The sequence below is a fragment of the Pseudomonas sp. Ma2-10 genome (assembly GCF_054330215.1).
This window is the reverse complement of record NZ_JBTEYL010000004.1, coordinates 196,499-214,183: the sequence shown is the minus strand read 5'-3', so window position 1 is coordinate 214,183 and position 17,685 is coordinate 196,499. Positions and strand designations below refer to the sequence as shown.

Below are 17,685 nucleotides of genomic sequence, written 5' to 3'. Positions count from 1 at the left end.
ACACGCGGCGGGGAACGATCAGGCGCAGGGTCAGAGCACCGAAGCCGTTTCCGGCAGTTTCGGCTGGCGATACAGGTCCAGCAGCACCTGATCCAGGACCGACGACGCACCAAACGGTGCCTTGTCGTTGAGAATCGCCACCACCGCCCAGGTATTGCCGTTAATGTCGCGGCTGAAACCGGCAATCGCCCGCACCGTGTTCAGTGTGCCGGTCTTGATGTGCGCTTCACCGCGCAGCGCCGTGGTCTTCAGGCGTCTGCGCATGGTGCCGTCGGTGCCTGCAATCGGCATTGAGCTGATGAACTCGGCCGAATACGGGCTTTTCCAGGCCGCTTGCAGCATGCCGGCCATTTCACGCGCACTCACCCGTTCCGCGCGGGACAGGCCGGAACCGTTTTCCATCACCAGGTGCGGTGCGGTGATGCCTTTCTTTGCTAGCCACTGACGCACGACACGCTGTGCAGCCTTGCCATCGTCACCGTCGGCCTCGGTCCGGAACTGCGCGCCCAGGCTCAGGAACAGCTGCTGGGCCATGGTGTTGTTACTGTATTTGTTGATGTCACGGATGATTTCCGCCAGGTCCGGCGAGAAAGCACGAGCCAGGACCTTGGCGTCTTTGGGTGTTGGCGCCAAACGATCCACGCCCTGAATGCTGCCGCCCAGTTCCTTCCAGATCGCCCGCACGGCGCCCGCGGTGTAGGTCGCATGGTCGAGCAGCGACAGGTAAGTCTGGGAGCTGCAACCCTCGCCCAACTGGCCGCCGACCGTCACGGTCACGCTGCCATCGGCCTGGGTCACCGGGTTATAACGCACGCTACCGGTGCATTGCTTGGAGTTGACGGCTTTGACCTGGTTTTCGATGCGAATGTTGGCAATTGGCGGTTCCACCGACACCAGCACCCGGCCGTTGTCGTTACGTGCCACAAAGCGCAGGGCCTTGAGGTTGACCATCAGCGCGTCAGGTTTGACCAGGAACGGCTTGTTAGCGTCATTACCGTCGTCGTTGAACTGCGGCAATTGCGGTTTGACGAAGAAGTTGCGGTCCAGCACCAGGTCGCCGGTGATTTGCGTCACACCGTTGGCGCGCAGGTCACGCAGCAGCAACCAGAGTTTTTCCATGTTCAGCTTCGGATCGCCGCCACCCTTGAAGTAGAGGTTACCGTTGAGGATGCCGCCGCTGAGCGTGCCGTCGGTGTAAAATTCGGTTTTCCACTGGTGGTTCGGGCCGAGTATTTCCAGCGCCGCGTAAGTGGTGACCAGTTTCATGGTGGAGGCCGGATTGACGGACACGTCAGCGTTGAAAATCGTCGGGGTGCCAGGGCCGTTGAGCGGGATCATCACCAGCGACAGGGCGTTGTCCTGCATCTTGCTGGCCTTGAGGGCTTTTTCAACGTTGGGCGACAGCGCGGTGTTGATCGGGCCGGCGGAAACAGAGAAGGCCAGTGGGAGCAGAAAACCGGCCAATAACAATGGACGCAAAGATTTGATCATGTGAAATAAAACCCTACAGCCGCGGGGGGAAAAGACGAGGGCATGCAGATAAATTCCCTCAGTGGTCATGAAAGTGTCGGCATTATGCCCCAAGGTGTAGCGGCTTGTGCCGTGCGCGAGCCTTCTAATCCGCTATTTTTTACCGACGGTAGGGCTTGCATCCCAGAGAGGCGGGCAATCGGCGCCTTAAACTGCTAAAGTGCCGCCCGTTATTACTTATGAGGATTGTTCCAATGGCGACTAACCGTTCCCAGCGTCTGCGCAAAAAACTGTGCGTCGATGAATTTCAAGTTTTGCTAATCAGCACAAAATAATCACAATGTTGTCAAAAAACTGATCCTCCTATTCGCCCTTCGTTTCCAACCCGTCAGTCCTCCCTCTCAGCATCATTCGCTTCCCTCCCCAGAAACAAACAGCTCATTGTCCTGTCACACCCCCGGTAAAGCCACGGTAGAAGTCACACCAAATACTTATCGTCATGCCTCACGGCTATCCGCTCCTCACGACAAACGGCATCCCTTCCATTGCCCTAACGTGAAGGTCTCATCCGTGAAATCTCACTCTGCTTGTTCTAGTTGAAAGCAGAAATGCGGGAAGAAATACAGGTGATAGATAGAAAGTGGGGTTCCAATTTCTTTTGACCGCGGAATGGCGATGAAACGGAATATTCAAAAGCGGCTGAACCTCAGTTGATCAAGTAAGGAAAGACCTGATCGCCCGCCATTTCCTGGCGCAATCTTCGTGCTGGAGCTTCTTGTCTTCGATCTCGTTATGTGTCGATCGTAGGTCGCGAGACTCGAACATTGGCACGACTTAATGGGCTAGCTTCGAATTGGCATACATAGGTTTGCCAAGACGATCACAAGCGGTGTCGTGAAGCCATAGCAACTGATGCCAACTCAAGGACACAGCAAATAAAACGCGGGCACAGCGACTAAAGCGGGGGGGAGAAATAGGAGGGGGCTCAAATTGACAACAAGGGGCATTCTTCTTGAGCCATAAACCAAAAGGGCCATCGCAATGGATGGCCCTTTGAACATCAAGCTACCGGATTGATCGGCTTTTCCGGGTACCAGACGTCCAGCAGCGGGCTGACTTCAACACTGGTCAGCTCGGTGCGGCCTTTGAGCCAGGCTTCAACGGCAGCGCGCTGTTCAGCGCTGACCGAGCCACGTTTCTGCAGGCAAACCAGACCGTAGTCGTCGCCGCCAACATAGCCGAGACCGTTGGCTTCCATGGCTTCTTTCAGGAACGCGTCGAGGAATGCGTCGATTGCCTCGTCAGCCAGATCTTCCTTGAAGTCCAGGTTCAATTCGAAGCCCAATTCCTGGAACTCGTCTACACAAAGCTTCTTGCGCAGACGCTGGGAGCGATTAGTGGCCATGAAACAATCCTCTTGAGAAATAACGGTGCGCACTCTACCAGTTAATAGACATTGATGCCCAATTGAGTGAAGCGAATCACCTGGAACGATTACGGCTATTTCAGTCATTCTCAGATGTTGCCACGGTTCTTGAGGTCACGCTGCTGAACGTCCTCGCGCGTGCTGTGGCGCTGTGATCTTGCGGTGCAATGCCGCTGAGAAGGGGAAATAAGGTAGAAAATGTTTGGGCTTTCGTTGGCCTGGAAAACGGGCCGTGGCGGGATGTGCACACGGCCCTGCGCTACGTGGAGGCCGACGCGCCGTTCGGCGACTGGCGTCGTCACTCGGATGAGTCAAAATGACTGCGTGGCGACGATTTTGTACTGCGCTACGGCCTACGGAATAACAGCTGTACAACGGGGTTAATCACCGCTGGATGTAGGCGGTTTAACAGGTTTGAGAAACCAAGATTCTCAAACCTCAGCATGGTTTTCCCCCCGCGGGCCTTGATGGACGGTACGCCGAGGAGGACAGGGGCCTGATTCTCAAAAAGCCCGGGCCGATCCCGGCGATAGAATCAATGGGCCGTCTTGGTATAGGTGTAGGCTGTAGGCTGTAGGCGATTTACCAGGCAGAAAACTGCGTCGGACGCCAGCGAGCTCAGAGCGGCTGGACCGTGCACGGTGTGTGCGAGGAGGACACCATGACGATGCCGAACGAGCGTACGCGTGCGCTGATTCAGACTCGAGATTTTCTGGTCGAGCTTGCAGAAGATTCCGCGCTTTCAGCGTCCATGCGACGTCAGGCGCGCCAGCTGTTACGGCATTATCCCAATGCCAACGAGATCCTGCGGGCCGGGCAGCTCGAAGAGCGAAGGGTCGACCGACTGACCGAGCCCTTCCTGAGCTCCAGCATCGATTGACCGCAGTGGCAACTCATCATCAGCCCAAAGCCGCTGATCCTGGTCTGTGGATACGTAGAGGGTAAATGGCTCCATCGCCTTATCGACCTAGGGCGTTATGGAATTCCACTGGCGCTCAATGGCGCTTCCGGTTAGACCGGCGTTAGCCCATATTTCAGTTGACGGAAAATTAACTTGGAGGGCGTGCTGATGGGCGCTTCACCTGCGAGTCGACGTCCGGCAAAAAAGAACGAGGTGTCCCGAGAGGAGGGCATCGCGGCCTTTTGGCGATTCAGTTCCGATCGAGAGCCGCTGACGGAATCGGAGAGGCTGTACCAAGTAAAAGTCGGGTTTCCCGCTGACCTCATCCAGGTGTTGCGCTTGGTCTTTAACCTGCAAGACTGCCAACTGGAAACGCTATTCAATGCATCCAAGTCGACGCTGGAAAGAAGACGGCGAGAGCAAAAAAACCTTGATCCTGTTGCTTCCGAACGTGTGGACCGAATTGCTACTTTTAGTCACTTGGCCGAGAGGGTCTTTGAAAGCCAAGCGGCTGCCGCCCACTGGATGACGACGCCGAATAAAGCGCTCGGTGGGACTGCACCGATCATGCTATGCGAAACCGAGATAGGGGCCAAACAAGTTCGCCGTATTCTTCAGGCCCTTGAGTGGGGCGGTTCAGCCTGATGAGGGGATGGCGAGGTGCACGCTGTTAGGGAAAGGAATCTTTCCACTAAACGCCTAAAACAGCCGCAAGGACAATAATTGTTTACTTAAGCCTAAAGCTCTACGCGCTGCGTAAGCAGCGCGCCAGGTACGAAATGCAGCCACCGAGCCGCCCGATCGCATCAGAATTTACCAGGATTCCCACAGTGAATACTGGCAGAAAACTGCTCTAAACTGCTGCTCGACTTGCTGAGCTTGCTGTTCCTCTTGGCGCACCAGGATGCCGCGTCGCTCCTTGTTCGCGTCGCGAAAATGCAGTATGGATTCACGGGGATGGGTGCTGGTCTTGCTCAGGGTTTGCAACTGGCTCTGCTTTTCGGCCAGTTGCGTGAGTAGCTCCTGGTCTCGCTAATTTCGATATACACGATGGGACGCGACTGTAGTGGTCAATACTTCGGCGCGCATCCGCGCGACGAAAGGACGCCGCCGCACCAGCCTCACTGACTACCTAACCCTTAATCAATGCCCCCGCCAAGCGGCTTTCATCGTGCTTGCCGGGGGAGCATTGTCATTTTTGTCGAATGGCCCTGAGGGTCACCTTCAAAAATAGCGGGTCTGACCAATTACAGGTCGGATTTGCGCAAAAAACCTCACTTGGCATCTGTTCGAATGATCTTCAGCGGCCCGCCAGAGTGGCGCCTTCTGTCGCTCAATCACCGACAAGGATAAATGACATGCAAATGCCTAAAACCATCCAGATCAAGAACGGCGAAAAAGTGAAACCGACATTCTCGGTTCAGGAATATGCCAATCGCCAGGCCAAATTGCGAGCTTATCTGGCGCAGAACAATATCGACGCGGCAGTCTTCACGTCCTATCACAACATCAATTACTACAGCGATTTCCTGTATTGCTCCTTCGGCCGCCAGTACGCACTGGTCGTTACCCAAGACAGTGCCGTTACCATCAGCGCCAACATCGATGGCGGTCAGCCTTGGCGCCGCACCGTGGGCACTGAGAACATTGTTTACACTGACTGGCAGCGTGACAACTATTTCGTCGCGATCCAGCAAGCTTTGCCAAAAGCCGGGCGCATTGGCATCGAATTCGACCATCTGAACCTGCTCAATCGCGACAAACTTGCCAGCCGTTACCCGCAGGCCGAACTGGTGGATATCGGCGCACCCTGCATGCGCATGCGCATGATCAAGTCCGCCGAAGAGCACGCAATCATCCGTCATGGTGCCCGCGTGGCAGACATCGGTGGCGCTGCAATCGTGGAAGCCTTGCGTGATCAGGTGCCGGAATATGAAGTGGCTCTGCACGCCACCCAGGCGATGGTGCGCGAAATTGCCCGCACCTTCCCGGATTCCGAACTGATGGACACCTGGACCTGGTTCCAGTCCGGCATCAACACCGACGGTGCACATAACCCGGTGACCTCGCGTAAGGTTAACAAGGGCGACATCCTCAGCCTCAATTGCTTCCCGATGATCGCTGGTTATTACACCGCGCTGGAACGCACATTGTTCCTGGACCATTGCTCCGACGAGCATCTACGTTTGTGGGAAGTGAACGTTAAAGTGCACGAGGCCGGCCTGAAACTAATCAAGCCGGGCATGCGCTGCTGCGACATCGCCCTGCAACTCAACGAGATTTTCCTTGAGCACGATCTGCTGCAATACCGCACCTTCGGCTACGGCCACTCCTTCGGCACGCTGAGCCATTACTACGGCCGCGAAGCTGGGCTGGAACTGCGCGAAGACATCGACACCGTATTGGAGCCGGGGATGGTGGTTTCCATTGAGCCGATGATCATGCTGCCTGAAGGCCTTCCAGGTGCGGGCGGTTACCGAGAACACGACATACTGATCGTCAACGAGCAGGGCGGGGAGAACATCACCAAATTCCCGTATGGCCCGGAACACAACATCATCAAGAAGTGAGATTTCGCGCCGCACAGTGAGCCTGTGCGGCGCTCTCTTTGGTGAGTGGCAAAAAGGTGTAGAAAAAACCGTCCCGGCGGCTGAGTTAGACCGGAAAAACAACGCATGCACGATAATAACGCGCATCATTTACTGACCCTTAACCCTGCCAAGTAAAACAATAGAGGGTATTTGTCATGTTCTACGTCAAGATTCCGTCCACAGGCCCGAAGCAAACCAATTTCGATACCGCTTCGGGTAGCGATACAGCGTTGCCTCTTCATTCCGATAACTGCACCTCTACTACCGGAGGTGCCCAATGAGCACCCAAAGCGCAAGTCTGACGCCGACCCTGGAACAGCAGCTTGAACAGACGTCCGAGCGCAAGGCATTGCGGCGCGCGGCCAGTGCCAGTTTCATGGGCAACTTCGTCGAATGGTTCGACTACGCGGCCTACGGCTATCTGGCAACCGTTATTGCACTGACGTTTTTTCCACAGACCGACAAGGCGACCGGCCTACTGGCAACCTTCGCTGTGTTTGCGCTGTCGTTTATCGTCCGCCCGCTGGGAGGGCTAGTCTGGGGTCACTTCGGAGACAAATACGGGCGGCGCAGCGCGTTGTCCTGGTCGATTCTGATCATGTCAGTTTCGACCTTCTGCATCGGTATCCTGCCGACTTACAACCATATTGGCCTATGGGCACCGGCCCTGTTGTTACTAATCCGCTTGTTTCAGGGCTTTTCCGCTTCCGGTGAGTACGCCGGGGCATCGGCCTTTCTGGCCGAGTATGCCCCCGAGGGTAAACGCGGTTTGTACACCAGCATCGTGCCGGCGAGTACTGCTGCCGGCTTGTTGTTCGGCGCGGTTTTCGTGGCCGGTCTGCATTCGTGGATGAGCGTTGAGGATCTGCACAGCTGGGGCTGGCGTTTGCCCTTCCTGCTGGCGGCGCCGTTCGGTCTGGTCGGGCGTTACATCCGCATGAGTTTGCAAGACACACCCAAATTTCTGGAGATGGAAAAACGCCTCGAGGCCAAGGAATGCGCGACCCACGCTCCGGTTCGCGAACTGTTGACCGTACACCGGCGTAGCGTGATTATCGGGATCGGTGTGACATGCCTGAATGCGGTGGCGTTCTACCTGTTGCTCAGCTACATGCCGACCTACCTGTCCACCGAGATGGGCATGAGTGAGAGTGATTCGTTCATGGCGTCGACGGTATCGTTGGCTACCTATATCGGACTGATTTTCCTGATGGGCAAGCTGTCGGATCGGTTCGGACGCAAGACCATGTTGCTTACCGCATCGGTACTATTTCTGGCGCTGACATGGCCGCTGTTTGGCATGTTGAACAACCAGCCGCTGATCGTCATTCTGATGATCCAGATAGCCTTCGGCGCGATCCTGGCGATGAACGACGGCACCTTGCCGTGCTTCCTCGCCGAGATATTCCCGACTCGCGTGCGCTTCAGTGGTTTTGCCTTCAGCTTCAATATCGCCAATGCGGTGTTCGGCGGCACCGCGCCCTTTATTGCGACTTGGCTGATTCAACTGACCGGTAACAAAATGGCACCAGCCTGGTATCTGCTGGCAGCCGCTGCCGTGGCGTTGATTGCCATGCTGGCGAGTCGCGAGACCGCGCATAAAGCCTTGCAGGACTGACCCGCAACATCACAACCCTGTAGGGGCCGAACTTGCTCGCGATGGCGTCCTTGAGGTCGCCATTGCGAGCAAGCTTGGCTCCTAAAAATTAATGCACGGCAGCCACTTGTTTGCGTTCACCGATGGGCGATATGCCGAAGAAACGGCTGTAGCATTTGGAGAAGTGCGCCGGGGAGACAAAGCCGCAAGCGAGGGCGATATCGCGCACTTGCGACTCGCTGCGCAGTAGCAATTGCCGCGCTCGCGATAGGCGTAGTTCTAGGTAATACTGACTCGGCGTGCGTTGCAGGTGCTTGTGAAACAGGCGTTCCAGTTGCCGCACCGACACTTCGTTCAACCGCGCGAGCTCCTCAAGGCCCACCGGCTCCTCGAGATTGGCTTCCATGATTGCCACCATCTGGCTGAGCTTAGGCTGGGACGTGCCCAGTTTCTGCCGTAATGGCACACGTTGTTGTTCCTGCGCGCCCCGTACCCGATCACACAGTAGCAACTCGGCCGCATGGGCTGCGATGTCCCGACCACCGGGTTCGCGGGCAATCAACTGCAGTGTCATGTCCATAGAGGCCACGCCACCGGAGCAGGTATAGCGATCGCGATCGAGCTCGAACAACTGGTTGGAAATAATGATCCCCGGGAAACGCTCCTTCAACGCTTCGATATCTTCCCAGTGAATCGTGCAGCGATAACCCTTGAGCAAATTGGCGCGCGCCAATAAGTGGCTCCCGGTGCAAATCCCGCCTAGTGGTACCTGATCATGGGCCAGCTTACGTAGCCAATTGAGTAACGGTCGGCTGCTGTGATTGGAGGTGATCGGGTTTGATCCGACAACGAACAGAATATCCAGTTTTGGTGCATCGGTGATGGTGTAGTCGGGCAGGATGCGCATGCCGTTGCTTGCGGTGACCGGCTCCATGTTGGCTGCGATGATAACCGTGCGGAACATCGGTTGACGCGCCGCCATATTGGCTATGCGCAAGGTTTCCACGGCGGAGGCGAAGCCGATAGTGGTGAAATTTGGTATGACCAGAAAACCTACGACTTTCACTGGCCGTTGTTCATTAGCCGAACGTCCCGCAGCGGGGGGGAGCGCCGCCTGGAGTTTCGCCATTGTTAGCGCTCCTCAACTGCATAATAAGTGACGCGCTTTGCGGCAATCTGCCGACATTCGCAACATCATCTTGTTTCTACGATTGTTAACCCTGCTTTTGGTCTTTGGATCTTACTCCGAGTGTCCGATCAATAGACAAAACGATACGAGCTTGCACGCAAGATGTGTCTTGGGGGTGGTTTGGAGCCGGTCGATCCGACCAAATGGCTGCGGAAGGTAATGTCCACCGGATGTATGCCGTTACCGACCAAATCCCGCCGCCAGTAGGGCCAAATATCAATCAGTGTATGCGGAATGCTGCTTCATTTCTCACCCCGGCCCTTCGCCAAGCGATACCGAGAGCAATTTGCGGTTTCGCCCAAGGGCGAGCTTGCTCGGAGGCGTCGCTTGCGTCCTGCGCCGGTCACTGATCAAGGTGTCGTCCCCTAGCACTACCCGGCAAAACGAAACCTTCCCCCGATGCCCTCGAGATCGGCTTTTCATGTCTGGCACTTGGCGGATTAAGTTTCGGATTCGATCAATTTTGGGTCGTGCCCGTACAAAAGAGGCGCCCGGATATCTGCTGGAATGCTCATAACATGACCGACCTAAAGCGAAATACCGATTAGCTATAAATAACAAGGAACACAGATCATGCAAATGCCGACAACGCTTCAGATCCGCTTTAATTGGGACCTACTAATCGTCACCTATGCTGTTCAGAGAGAGACTCCTCGCGACGACAGGCGGCAAAGGGCTTCAGAGTCATCGGGAGCTCAAGTAGCATGAAAATAAGTAGTAAAGTTGGCTTGGTTGCGGCCTTTGTCTTAGTCATAAGCAGCGGTCTGCTTTCCATGATCCAAATCGGCCAGGTTCGCCAGGCATTGCGCGATCAGGCGCAGGCAAGCATCGCCGAGTCGAGCCGGGCTCTGGCTCGGCAAATCGAAAACTGGTTGAACGGCAAGTTGCAGTTGATCGACCTAGCCGCGCAGCACGTAGACCGAAACTTCAGCGAAGAGCAGATTCGGCAACTGTTTGCTGCCCCTATTCTTACTAAGCAGTTTCTTTCGATGTTCGGTGGTCTGGAGGCTACGGGGGGCAAAGGTATCTCCAGCGACCCAGACTGGCACCCCGCGACGGACTGGGATGCCCGCCAGCGGCCCTGGTATGGCCAAGCCAAAGCCGCGTCTCACGCCGTACTGACCGAACCCTATGCGGTGGCCAGTAGTGGCGAGATCTTGATCTCCGCCGTCGCCAAGTTCAGTGATCAGGGCCAGTTCAAGGGCGCCTTCGGGGGCGACATCAGCCTTAAGAGCATCTCCGACTCGATTGATACATTTACCTTTAATGGCGCCGGCTATGCGTTCCTACTCACTGGTAGTGGTCAGATCATCTCTCACCCCAATGGCGAGCTGAATGGTAAAGCCTTAGGTGCTCTGTTTGGCGGTCAGAGTCCGGCCCTGGTGTCGACGCTAAGTGAGGTTCAGGTTGATGGCCAAGACCTGCTAGTGTCCTTTATTCCACTGAGCAACCTCGGCGGCATGAACTGGTATATTGGTGTGGTACTCGATGAGACCAAGGTCATGGCTGAAGCAAACGCCCTCAGTTGGCGTGCGACGGCCGGTACCGCTATAGGCGTGGTATTGACTCTGCTGGTGCTCAGCGTACTGATGCGGCGCGTGTTGCGGCCGCTGTTGCAGCTAAGAACTTCGCTGCGTCAACTCAACGGCGGTCAGGGTGACCTGACCCGGCGCCTGCCTATCCAGGGCAACGATGAAATCGCCCAGGTTGGGGAGGAATTCAATTGCTTTCTGAAAAGCCTGCAGGGGCTAATTAGCGACGTGATGAGCAGTTCGCAGCAAGTTCGAGCCAGCAGCCATGATACCTCCAGCGAAGCGAGTCAAACCGCCACCCGCCTACAGCAGCAATTGGAGGAGTTGGATCATTTGGCTACGGCCATGCAGGAAATGGCAAGCACCGCGGAGGACGTCGCTTGCAATGCTCAAGCGGCGGCCCTGGCTGCCAACGCCGTCAGTGAGGCAACCGAGACTGGCGTCAGCCTGGTCTCGCAGTCCAGTGCGGCGATCAAACGCCTGGCCAATGAAATGGATGACACTAGTCAGGCGGTCAACGAATTGGCCAAGCTCAGTGGCAATATCGAATCTATCCTCGCGGTGATCACCAGCATCGCCGAACAGACCAATCTGCTCGCGCTCAACGCCGCTATCGAGGCCGCCCGTGCCGGTGAGTCGGGACGGGGTTTCGCCGTGGTGGCCGATGAGGTACGTTCGCTGGCCTCGCGCACCCAGCACTCCACCCAAGAGATTCGCCTGATGATAGATCAGCTGCAGAACGGGGTAAAAAAGGTCGAGTTGCGCATGCATCAAAACCGCGACAGTGCTAGCCAAACAGCTGACGACGCTAGCGCCGCTAACGACATGCTAACGCGCATCCGTGAGTCGATATGCCGGATCAACGATATGACCCTGCAGATCGCTGCTGCTGCCGAACAACAAAGTGCTACCAGCGAAGAGATCAATCGTAATACGACTAATATCCGCGATATCAGCCATGCCGTGGCCAGCGGTGCCGAACAGCAGGTACGTCAGTGCGTGGTGATGGTTGAGCACGTGGGGCGGCAGGATTGTCTGCTGGGCCAGTTCAAGGTCTGAGTTAGGTGCGAGCCGGAGAGCTTGTTCCTATCTGCGGCCAATTAGTGGCCCTCAGATATCAGTCTTGCTCTGGTACATTGAGGTAGGAAACGAGCTCGATTGCAGGGCTTGAGTCGTGACATATTATATATTTGAATTGAAAAAACTAGAGTTGCTCAAGTCGGAAAAATACTATGATGTCATCGCCCTCAAGCTAGGCAAGGGCCGTAGAGTTGTTTAAAAATCTGTTGCTGTACTATGAGTTGTAGTGCTTTAGATAATAAAACTTATGGTGTCTCAATGGTCTGGATTTTTAAGTTACCTATGTCCGTAGTTTAACCCCTTGGTGCTATTTGCTTTTTCTAAGCGTAGACAATTTTGCATTTGTGATTTTCAATCGACGTCATTGCAAGAATTTTAGGATTATCTTGATAGAGATTTATACAAATTTTCTATGGCGAAATGATTGTTTTGGTTCTGACTTTAATTCTTATTATGGTTGATGCTTTAATAAAAACTTTGGGTCTTCAGCCGACATTGAAGAGGGGTGTAGACACAATTCAAGGTCGAATTCAGGTAAGCGTAGGCCATCATTTAAAATTGATAATCCAAGCCAATGCGCATATGCGCCCCATCCCTGACCCTGATATGGCTGGCATCGATTATGAACATCGCGTTGAGCGTTGACGGAAATCTTCGTTCGCACCCTATACGTACCATCGAGTCGGTAGGTTTTTTGTTGGTCAATAATTTCACGTTGATTGCAATGGCTGCCGCTATCGAATCGTTGCGGCTGGCAAATCAATTGTCCGGCCAGCAACTTTATCGCTGGCATACTTTAACCCTGGATGGCCGTCCTGTCTGGGCCAGCAACGGTTTGCAAGTTTCACCCGATGCTGCTGGAGCGATGTCTCCGGCGATGGATGCGGTGTTCGTCTGTGGCGGCAAGGATATACAGCGAAGGTGTACCGTACAGCAGTCTGCTTGGCTGCGGTCACAGGCGGCGCAGGGTGTGCACTTGGGCGGATTATGTTCTGGCAGTTGGGCGTTGGCCGCTGCTGGTCTTCTCGATGGTTATGAATGTAGTATCGATTGGGCGTACTGGCTTGGCATGCAGGATGATTTTCCGGGTGTGCTCGTCAGTCCGCAGCTGTTTGTGATTGATCGCAACCGCTATACCGCATCAGGCGGCACTGCATCATTGGAAATGACGCTGCGATTGATTGGCGACCGGAACGGGCATGAATTGGTGGCGCAAATTTGCGAAGCGCTCGCTATCGAAAATCAATGTAATGAACAAAGCCACCAACGACTACCGATCAAGCACATCCTAGGGTCGTCACACCCCAAGTTGCAGGAGGTGGTTGCGTTGATGGAGAGCAACCTGCGTGAGCCACTTGAGCTCGATGAATTGGCAGGCTATTTGAGTGTGTCCAGACGCCATCTGGAGCGTTTGTTTCTGAAGTACCTGCATTGTGCGCCTTCGCGTTACTACCAAAAATTGCGATTGATACGGGCCCGAAAGTTGCTCAAACAGACGTTGATGTCTGTGAAGCAGGTGGCTCAGGAGTGCGGGTTTGTTTCGACCCCGCATTTCAATAAACGTTATCGTGAGCAGTATGGCCGGGCACCACGCGCGGAGCGTGCTCGGCACGCCAGTCTGTGGACAAATCCATGAGATACCTATTTGGATTCGAACAATTCCAGGCCAATACAACAGACACCCTGAGCAATCTGCTGGAATGTATTTCAGGCGACCGTCCTAAAGCGACGTATCGGTTAACTCTAAATGTTGCAATCAAGCAGGTGCAGCCTCAAGCGGGACGCATCGCATTGAATTCAATTACCTTAATCTACAAGACCACTAAAAACTCGCTGTGCTTTATCCGCAAGCACAGCTCGCCGACATTGCAGCGATGTGCAAGCGCATGCATATGATCAAGTCGGCTGACAAGCATGTGATGATTCGCCTTGGCGCGCGGATTGCCAATATCTTTGGCGATGCTTGCCTGTCGGGAAACGGCTTACAAGGCCCTGCAGGACTGAGTCCTAGTACTGCGAAGGAGGTGACGTCTTTGCAGTCAGGCGCAATGCAGCGAACCCTGTTTGCGCTCCCCCATTGGTGAAACCCCGAAGTAGCGGCTATAGCATTTTGAAAAATGCGCAGGCGAGGCAAACCCGCAGGATAGTGCGATATCTCGCACTTGCGATTCACTGCGTAGCAGCAATTGTCGAGCACGTGACAGGCGCAGTTCCAAGTAGTATTGGCTTGGAGTGCGCTGAAGATATTTGTGAAATAGGCGCTCCAGCTGGCGTACCGATAACTCGTTCAAACTCGCCAGTTCATCCAGCCCAATCGTCTCTTCAAGATTTGCCTCCATGATCGCAACCACCTGGCTGAGCTTGGGTTGCGTGGAGCCTAGGATAATTCGCAATGGCACACGCTGTTGCTCTCGCTCACCTCTAACTCTGTCACACAACAGCAGTTCGGCGGCGCGGGCCGCAATCGCGGTCCCGCCAGATTCGCGTGCGATCAATTGTAAGGTCATGTCCATAGAGGCAACGCCACCGGAACAGGTGTAGCGGTCTCGGTCCAGCTCGAACAATTGATTGGAAATGATGATTCCGGGAAAGCGCTCTTTCAGCGCTTCGATATCTTCCCAGTGAATTGTGCAGCGATATCCTTTGAGTAGATCGGCGCGCGCGAGCAAATGGCTTCCTGTGCAGATGCCGCCTAAAGGCACGCGTTGGTGAGCCAACTTGCGCAGCCAATTGATCAGCGGCCGGCTGCCGTGATTGGATATGATCGGGTTGGCGCCAACGACGAACACCGTGTCCAGTTGTGGAGCGTCATCGATGGAATAATCTGGCAGGATGCGCATACCGCTGCTTGCGGTCACCGGATCGTGACTGGCTGCAATGATGACGGTTTTATACAACATCTGGTGGGCGGCCATATTCGCCATTCGCAGTGTTTCTACGGCTGAAGCAAAGCCGATCGTAGTGAAGTTGGGCAATACCAGAAAGCCTATGGTCTTAATCGGCGGTTGCGGTTTGCTCGAGTTTCCTGTCGCGTTTTTTTTCGTATAAGTTTTCGCCATTTTCAGATCTTCCTCAGCATAGCCAAGGCCCAGTTCAACAAGGGCAGCAGGGCGTCGCTTTAAGCGTTTTTCTTATTGTTATTACATCTCCTAATTTTCAATCTTACACCTGCTGGCATGTTCAAAGGAATGCTCTTGCCGAGTGTAGGTGGGTATTTTTATGTCGGAAACAGACAAATGAAGCGTAGGAAGATTTTGCACAATCGGTTCACATCCTTCGGTGGCCATAACGCCTGCTTTAAATACCCGGGTTGCCGAAACCAAAACAATAACGACGGAGCAACGCCGTCATCGGGAGAGCACCCATGTTCAAGAAAAGCGACCAAATCCAGGGTTATGACGATGCACTGCTGGCGGCGATGAATGCCGAGGAGCAACGCCAGGAAGATCACATCGAGCTGATCGCGTCAGAGAACTACACCAGCAAACGCGTCATGGAAGCGCAAGGTAGTGGCCTGACCAACAAATACGCCGAAGGCTATCCGGGCAAGCGCTACTACGGTGGCTGCGAGCACGTCGATAAAGTTGAAGCACTGGCTATCGAACGCGCCAAGCAACTGTTCGGTGCTGACTACGCCAACGTGCAGCCGCACTCCGGCTCTTCAGCCAACAGCGCTGTGTATCTGGCCCTGATCCAGCCTGGCGACACCATCCTCGGCATGAGCCTGGCCCATGGTGGTCACCTGACCCACGGCGCCAAAGTGTCGTCCTCGGGCAAGCTGTACAACGCCGTGCAGTACGGCATTGACACCAAAACCGGGCTGATCGACTACGACGAAGTCGAGCGCCTGGCTGTCGAATGCAAGCCGAAGATGATCGTTGCCGGCTTCTCGGCCTACTCCAAGACCCTCGACTTCCCGCGTTTCCGTCAGATCGCTGACAAGGTTGGCGCGCTGCTGTTCGTCGACATGGCTCACGTCGCCGGTCTGGTCGCTGCCGGCCTGTACCCGAACCCGCTGCCATACGCCGATGTGGTCACCACCACCACCCACAAGACCCTGCGCGGTCCGCGTGGCGGCCTGATCCTGTGCAAGGCCAACGAAGAAATCGAGAAAAAACTCAACGCCGCCGTATTCCCGGGCGCCCAGGGCGGCCCGCTGATGCACGTCATCGCGGGTAAAGCGGTGTGCTTCAAGGAAGCGCTGGAGCCTGGTTTCAAGGTTTACCAACAACAAGTGATCGACAACGCCCAGGCCATGGCCGGCGTATTTATCAAACGCGGCTACGATGTAGTGTCCGGCGGCACCGATAACCACCTGTTCCTGGTCAGCCTGATCCGTCAGGGTCTCACCGGCAAAGAGGCGGATGCAGCACTCGGTCGCGCCCACATCACCGTGAACAAGAACGCTGTCCCGAACGATCCACAGTCGCCGTTCGTGACCTCCGGCCTGCGTATCGGCACCCCGGCGGTGACCACTCGCGGCTTCAAGGTTACCCAGTGCGTCACGCTGGCCGGCTGGATCTGCGACATCCTCGACAACCTCGGCGACGCCGATGTCGAGGCCAATGTTGCGCAGCAAGTGTCGGCCCTGTGCGCGGACTTCCCGGTTTATCGCTGAGCGCGGTTTTGGAGTAAATGACTATGCAACGCTACTCGGGCTTCGGCCTCTTCAAACACTCCCTCAGCCATCACGAAAACTGGCAGAAAATGTGGCGCACGCCGACCCCTAAAAAGGTCTATGACGTGGTCATCGTCGGCGGTGGCGGGCATGGTCTGGCGACCGCCTACTACCTGGCCAAAGAGGACGGCATCACCAACGTGGCCGTGGTCGAAAAAGGCTGGCTGGGCGGCGGTAACACCGCGCGCAACACCACCATCGTTCGCTCCAACTACCTGTGGGACGAGTCGGCGCACCTGTACGAACACGCGATGAAACTGTGGGAAGGCCTGTCCCAGGACCTGAACTACAACGTGATGTTCTCCCAGCGTGGCGTTTACAACCTGTGCCACACCCTGCAGGACATCCGTGATTCCGAGCGTCGGGTCAGCGCCAACCGCCTCAATGGCGTGGACGGCGAACTGCTCGATGCCAAACAAGTGGCCGACGAGATTCCGTACCTCGACTGCTCGAAGAACACGCGTTACCCGGTGATGGGCGCAACTGTCCAGCGCCGCGGCGGCGTGGCCCGTCACGATGCCGTGGCCTGGGGTTTTGCCCGTGCCGCCGACGCTTTGGGCGTTGACCTGATCCAACAGACCGAAGTGATCGGTTTCCGCAAGGAAAACGGTGTGTGCATCGGTGTTGAAACCAACAAAGGCTTCATCGGCGCCAAGCGCGTCGGTGTGGTCACGGCCGGTAACTCCGGGCACATGGCCAAGCTCGCCGGTTTCCGTCTGCCGATCGAATCGCACCCGCTGCAAGCGCTGGTGTCCGAGCCGATCAAGCCGATTATCGACAGCGTGATCATGTCCAACGCCGTACACGGTTACATCAGCCAGTCCGACAAGGGCGACCTGGTGATCGGCGCCGGTATCGACGGCTACAACGGCTACGGCCAGCGTGGTTCGTACCCGGTGATCGAGCACACCATCCAGGCCATCGTCGAGATGTTCCCGGTGTTGTCCCGCGTACGCATGAACCGTCAGTGGGGCGGCATCGTCGACACCACGCCGGATGCGTGCCCGATCATTTCGAAAACCCCGGTACCGAACATGTTCTTCAACTGCGGTTGGGGCACCGGTGGCTTCAAGGCAACACCTGGCTCGGGCAACGTGTTTGCCGCGAGTCTGGCCAAGGGTGAAATGCACCCATTGGCTGCACCTTTCTCCATCGACCGTTTCCACAACGGTGCGTTGATCGATGAACACGGCGCTGCTGCGGTTGCCCACTAACAGGAGA

General features: G+C 55.7%; 11 protein-coding genes and 2 pseudogenes. 9 read left to right on the top strand and 4 right to left on the bottom strand.

Going from position 1 to position 17,685, the window contains the following annotated elements:
• Window positions 1–30 precede the first annotated feature (30 nt).
• Both dacB and ACXPVS_RS08145 read right to left on the bottom strand, forming a co-directional pair.
• Window positions 31–1,491: a D-alanyl-D-alanine carboxypeptidase/D-alanyl-D-alanine endopeptidase gene (gene dacB / locus ACXPVS_RS08150; protein WP_458509468.1), complete on the bottom strand. Its 1,461-nt coding sequence runs from the start codon at window positions 1,489–1,491 to the stop codon at window positions 31–33.
• A 1,039-nt stretch (window positions 1,492–2,530) separates the two neighbouring features.
• On the bottom strand, window positions 2,531–2,875 hold the full coding sequence (locus tag ACXPVS_RS08145; RefSeq protein WP_007971486.1) for a YggL family protein: 345 nt from the start codon (window positions 2,873–2,875) through the stop codon (window positions 2,531–2,533).
• 682 nt (window positions 2,876–3,557) lie between these two features.
• On the opposite strand from ACXPVS_RS08145, the gene ACXPVS_RS08140 reads away from it, so the two are divergent.
• The 4 genes from ACXPVS_RS08140 (at window position 3,558) to ACXPVS_RS08125 (ending at window position 8,006) form a co-directional block, all read left to right on the top strand.
• Window positions 3,558–3,776 carry a BPSL0761 family protein gene (locus ACXPVS_RS08140; protein ID WP_458509467.1) on the top strand — a complete coding sequence of 73 codons (219 nt, stop codon included), beginning with the start codon at window positions 3,558–3,560 and terminating at the stop codon, window positions 3,774–3,776.
• A gap of 189 nt (window positions 3,777–3,965) precedes the next feature.
• Window positions 3,966–4,442, top strand: coding sequence for a type II RES/Xre toxin-antitoxin system antitoxin (parS, locus tag ACXPVS_RS08135; protein ID WP_458509466.1), 477 nt, complete (start codon window positions 3,966–3,968; stop codon window positions 4,440–4,442).
• Window positions 4,443–5,155: 713 nt separating this feature from the next.
• Window positions 5,156–6,367: a M24 family metallopeptidase gene (locus ACXPVS_RS08130; protein ID WP_458509465.1), complete on the top strand. Its 1,212-nt coding sequence runs from the start codon at window positions 5,156–5,158 to the stop codon at window positions 6,365–6,367.
• 298 nt (window positions 6,368–6,665) lie between these two features.
• The gene (locus ACXPVS_RS08125; protein ID WP_458509464.1) at window positions 6,666–8,006 is read left to right on the top strand and encodes an MFS transporter; all 1,341 of its coding nucleotides are present in this window, start codon (window positions 6,666–6,668) and stop codon (window positions 8,004–8,006) included.
• 88 nt (window positions 8,007–8,094) lie between these two features.
• On the opposite strand, the gene ACXPVS_RS08120 is transcribed toward ACXPVS_RS08125, so the two are convergent.
• Entirely contained in the window at window positions 8,095–9,114 is a 1,020-nt protein-coding gene (locus ACXPVS_RS08120; RefSeq protein ID WP_458509463.1) for a GlxA family transcriptional regulator, read from the bottom strand.
• A gap of 764 nt (window positions 9,115–9,878) precedes the next feature.
• On the opposite strand from ACXPVS_RS08120, the pseudogene ACXPVS_RS08115 reads away from it, so the two are divergent.
• The 3 genes and pseudogenes from ACXPVS_RS08115 to ACXPVS_RS08105 all read left to right on the top strand — a co-directional run.
• Window positions 9,879–10,907, top strand: a pseudogene (locus ACXPVS_RS08115) (HAMP domain-containing protein); the annotation flags it as partial.
• A gap of 30 nt (window positions 10,908–10,937) precedes the next feature.
• Window positions 10,938–11,765 carry a methyl-accepting chemotaxis protein gene (locus ACXPVS_RS08110; RefSeq protein ID WP_458509541.1) on the top strand — a complete coding sequence of 276 codons (828 nt, stop codon included), beginning with the start codon at window positions 10,938–10,940 and terminating at the stop codon, window positions 11,763–11,765.
• A gap of 643 nt (window positions 11,766–12,408) precedes the next feature.
• A pseudogene (locus tag ACXPVS_RS08105) lies at window positions 12,409–13,389 on the top strand (GlxA family transcriptional regulator); the annotation flags it as partial.
• 436 nt (window positions 13,390–13,825) lie between these two features.
• Here the strand turns inward: ACXPVS_RS08105 and ACXPVS_RS08100 are convergent.
• Complete coding sequence (locus ACXPVS_RS08100; protein WP_458509462.1) at window positions 13,826–14,845, bottom strand: GlxA family transcriptional regulator; 1,020 nt, start codon at window positions 14,843–14,845, stop codon at window positions 13,826–13,828.
• Window positions 14,846–15,150: 305 nt separating this feature from the next.
• On the opposite strand from ACXPVS_RS08100, the gene glyA reads away from it, so the two are divergent.
• Together glyA and ACXPVS_RS08090 are read left to right on the top strand one after the other, a co-directional pair.
• Entirely contained in the window at window positions 15,151–16,404 is a 1,254-nt protein-coding gene (gene glyA / locus ACXPVS_RS08095) for a serine hydroxymethyltransferase (protein ID WP_458509461.1), read from the top strand.
• Between the two features lie 23 nt (window positions 16,405–16,427).
• Entirely contained in the window at window positions 16,428–17,678 is a 1,251-nt protein-coding gene (locus ACXPVS_RS08090; RefSeq protein WP_458509460.1) for a sarcosine oxidase subunit beta family protein, read from the top strand.
• Window positions 17,679–17,685 lie beyond the last annotated feature (7 nt).

Excerpts from the sequence above, each read along its gene's own strand:
- dacB (WP_458509468.1), bottom strand. The coding sequence starts at position 1,491 with ATGATCAAATCTTTGCGTCCATTGTTATTGGCCGGTTTTCTGCTCCCA.
- ACXPVS_RS08145 (WP_007971486.1), bottom strand. The coding sequence starts at position 2,875 with ATGGCCACTAATCGCTCCCAGCGTCTGCGCAAGAAGCTTTGTGTAGAC.
- ACXPVS_RS08140 (WP_458509467.1), top strand. The coding sequence starts at position 3,558 with ATGACGATGCCGAACGAGCGTACGCGTGCGCTGATTCAGACTCGAGAT.
- parS (WP_458509466.1), top strand. The coding sequence starts at position 3,966 with ATGGGCGCTTCACCTGCGAGTCGACGTCCGGCAAAAAAGAACGAGGTG.
- ACXPVS_RS08130 (WP_458509465.1), top strand. The coding sequence starts at position 5,156 with ATGCAAATGCCTAAAACCATCCAGATCAAGAACGGCGAAAAAGTGAAA.
- ACXPVS_RS08125 (WP_458509464.1), top strand. The coding sequence starts at position 6,666 with ATGAGCACCCAAAGCGCAAGTCTGACGCCGACCCTGGAACAGCAGCTT.
- ACXPVS_RS08120 (WP_458509463.1), bottom strand. The coding sequence starts at position 9,114 with ATGGCGAAACTCCAGGCGGCGCTCCCCCCCGCTGCGGGACGTTCGGCT.
- ACXPVS_RS08110 (WP_458509541.1), top strand. The coding sequence starts at position 10,938 with ATGAGCAGTTCGCAGCAAGTTCGAGCCAGCAGCCATGATACCTCCAGC.
- ACXPVS_RS08100 (WP_458509462.1), bottom strand. The coding sequence starts at position 14,845 with ATGGCGAAAACTTATACGAAAAAAAACGCGACAGGAAACTCGAGCAAA.
- glyA (WP_458509461.1), top strand. The coding sequence starts at position 15,151 with ATGTTCAAGAAAAGCGACCAAATCCAGGGTTATGACGATGCACTGCTG.
- ACXPVS_RS08090 (WP_458509460.1), top strand. The coding sequence starts at position 16,428 with ATGCAACGCTACTCGGGCTTCGGCCTCTTCAAACACTCCCTCAGCCAT.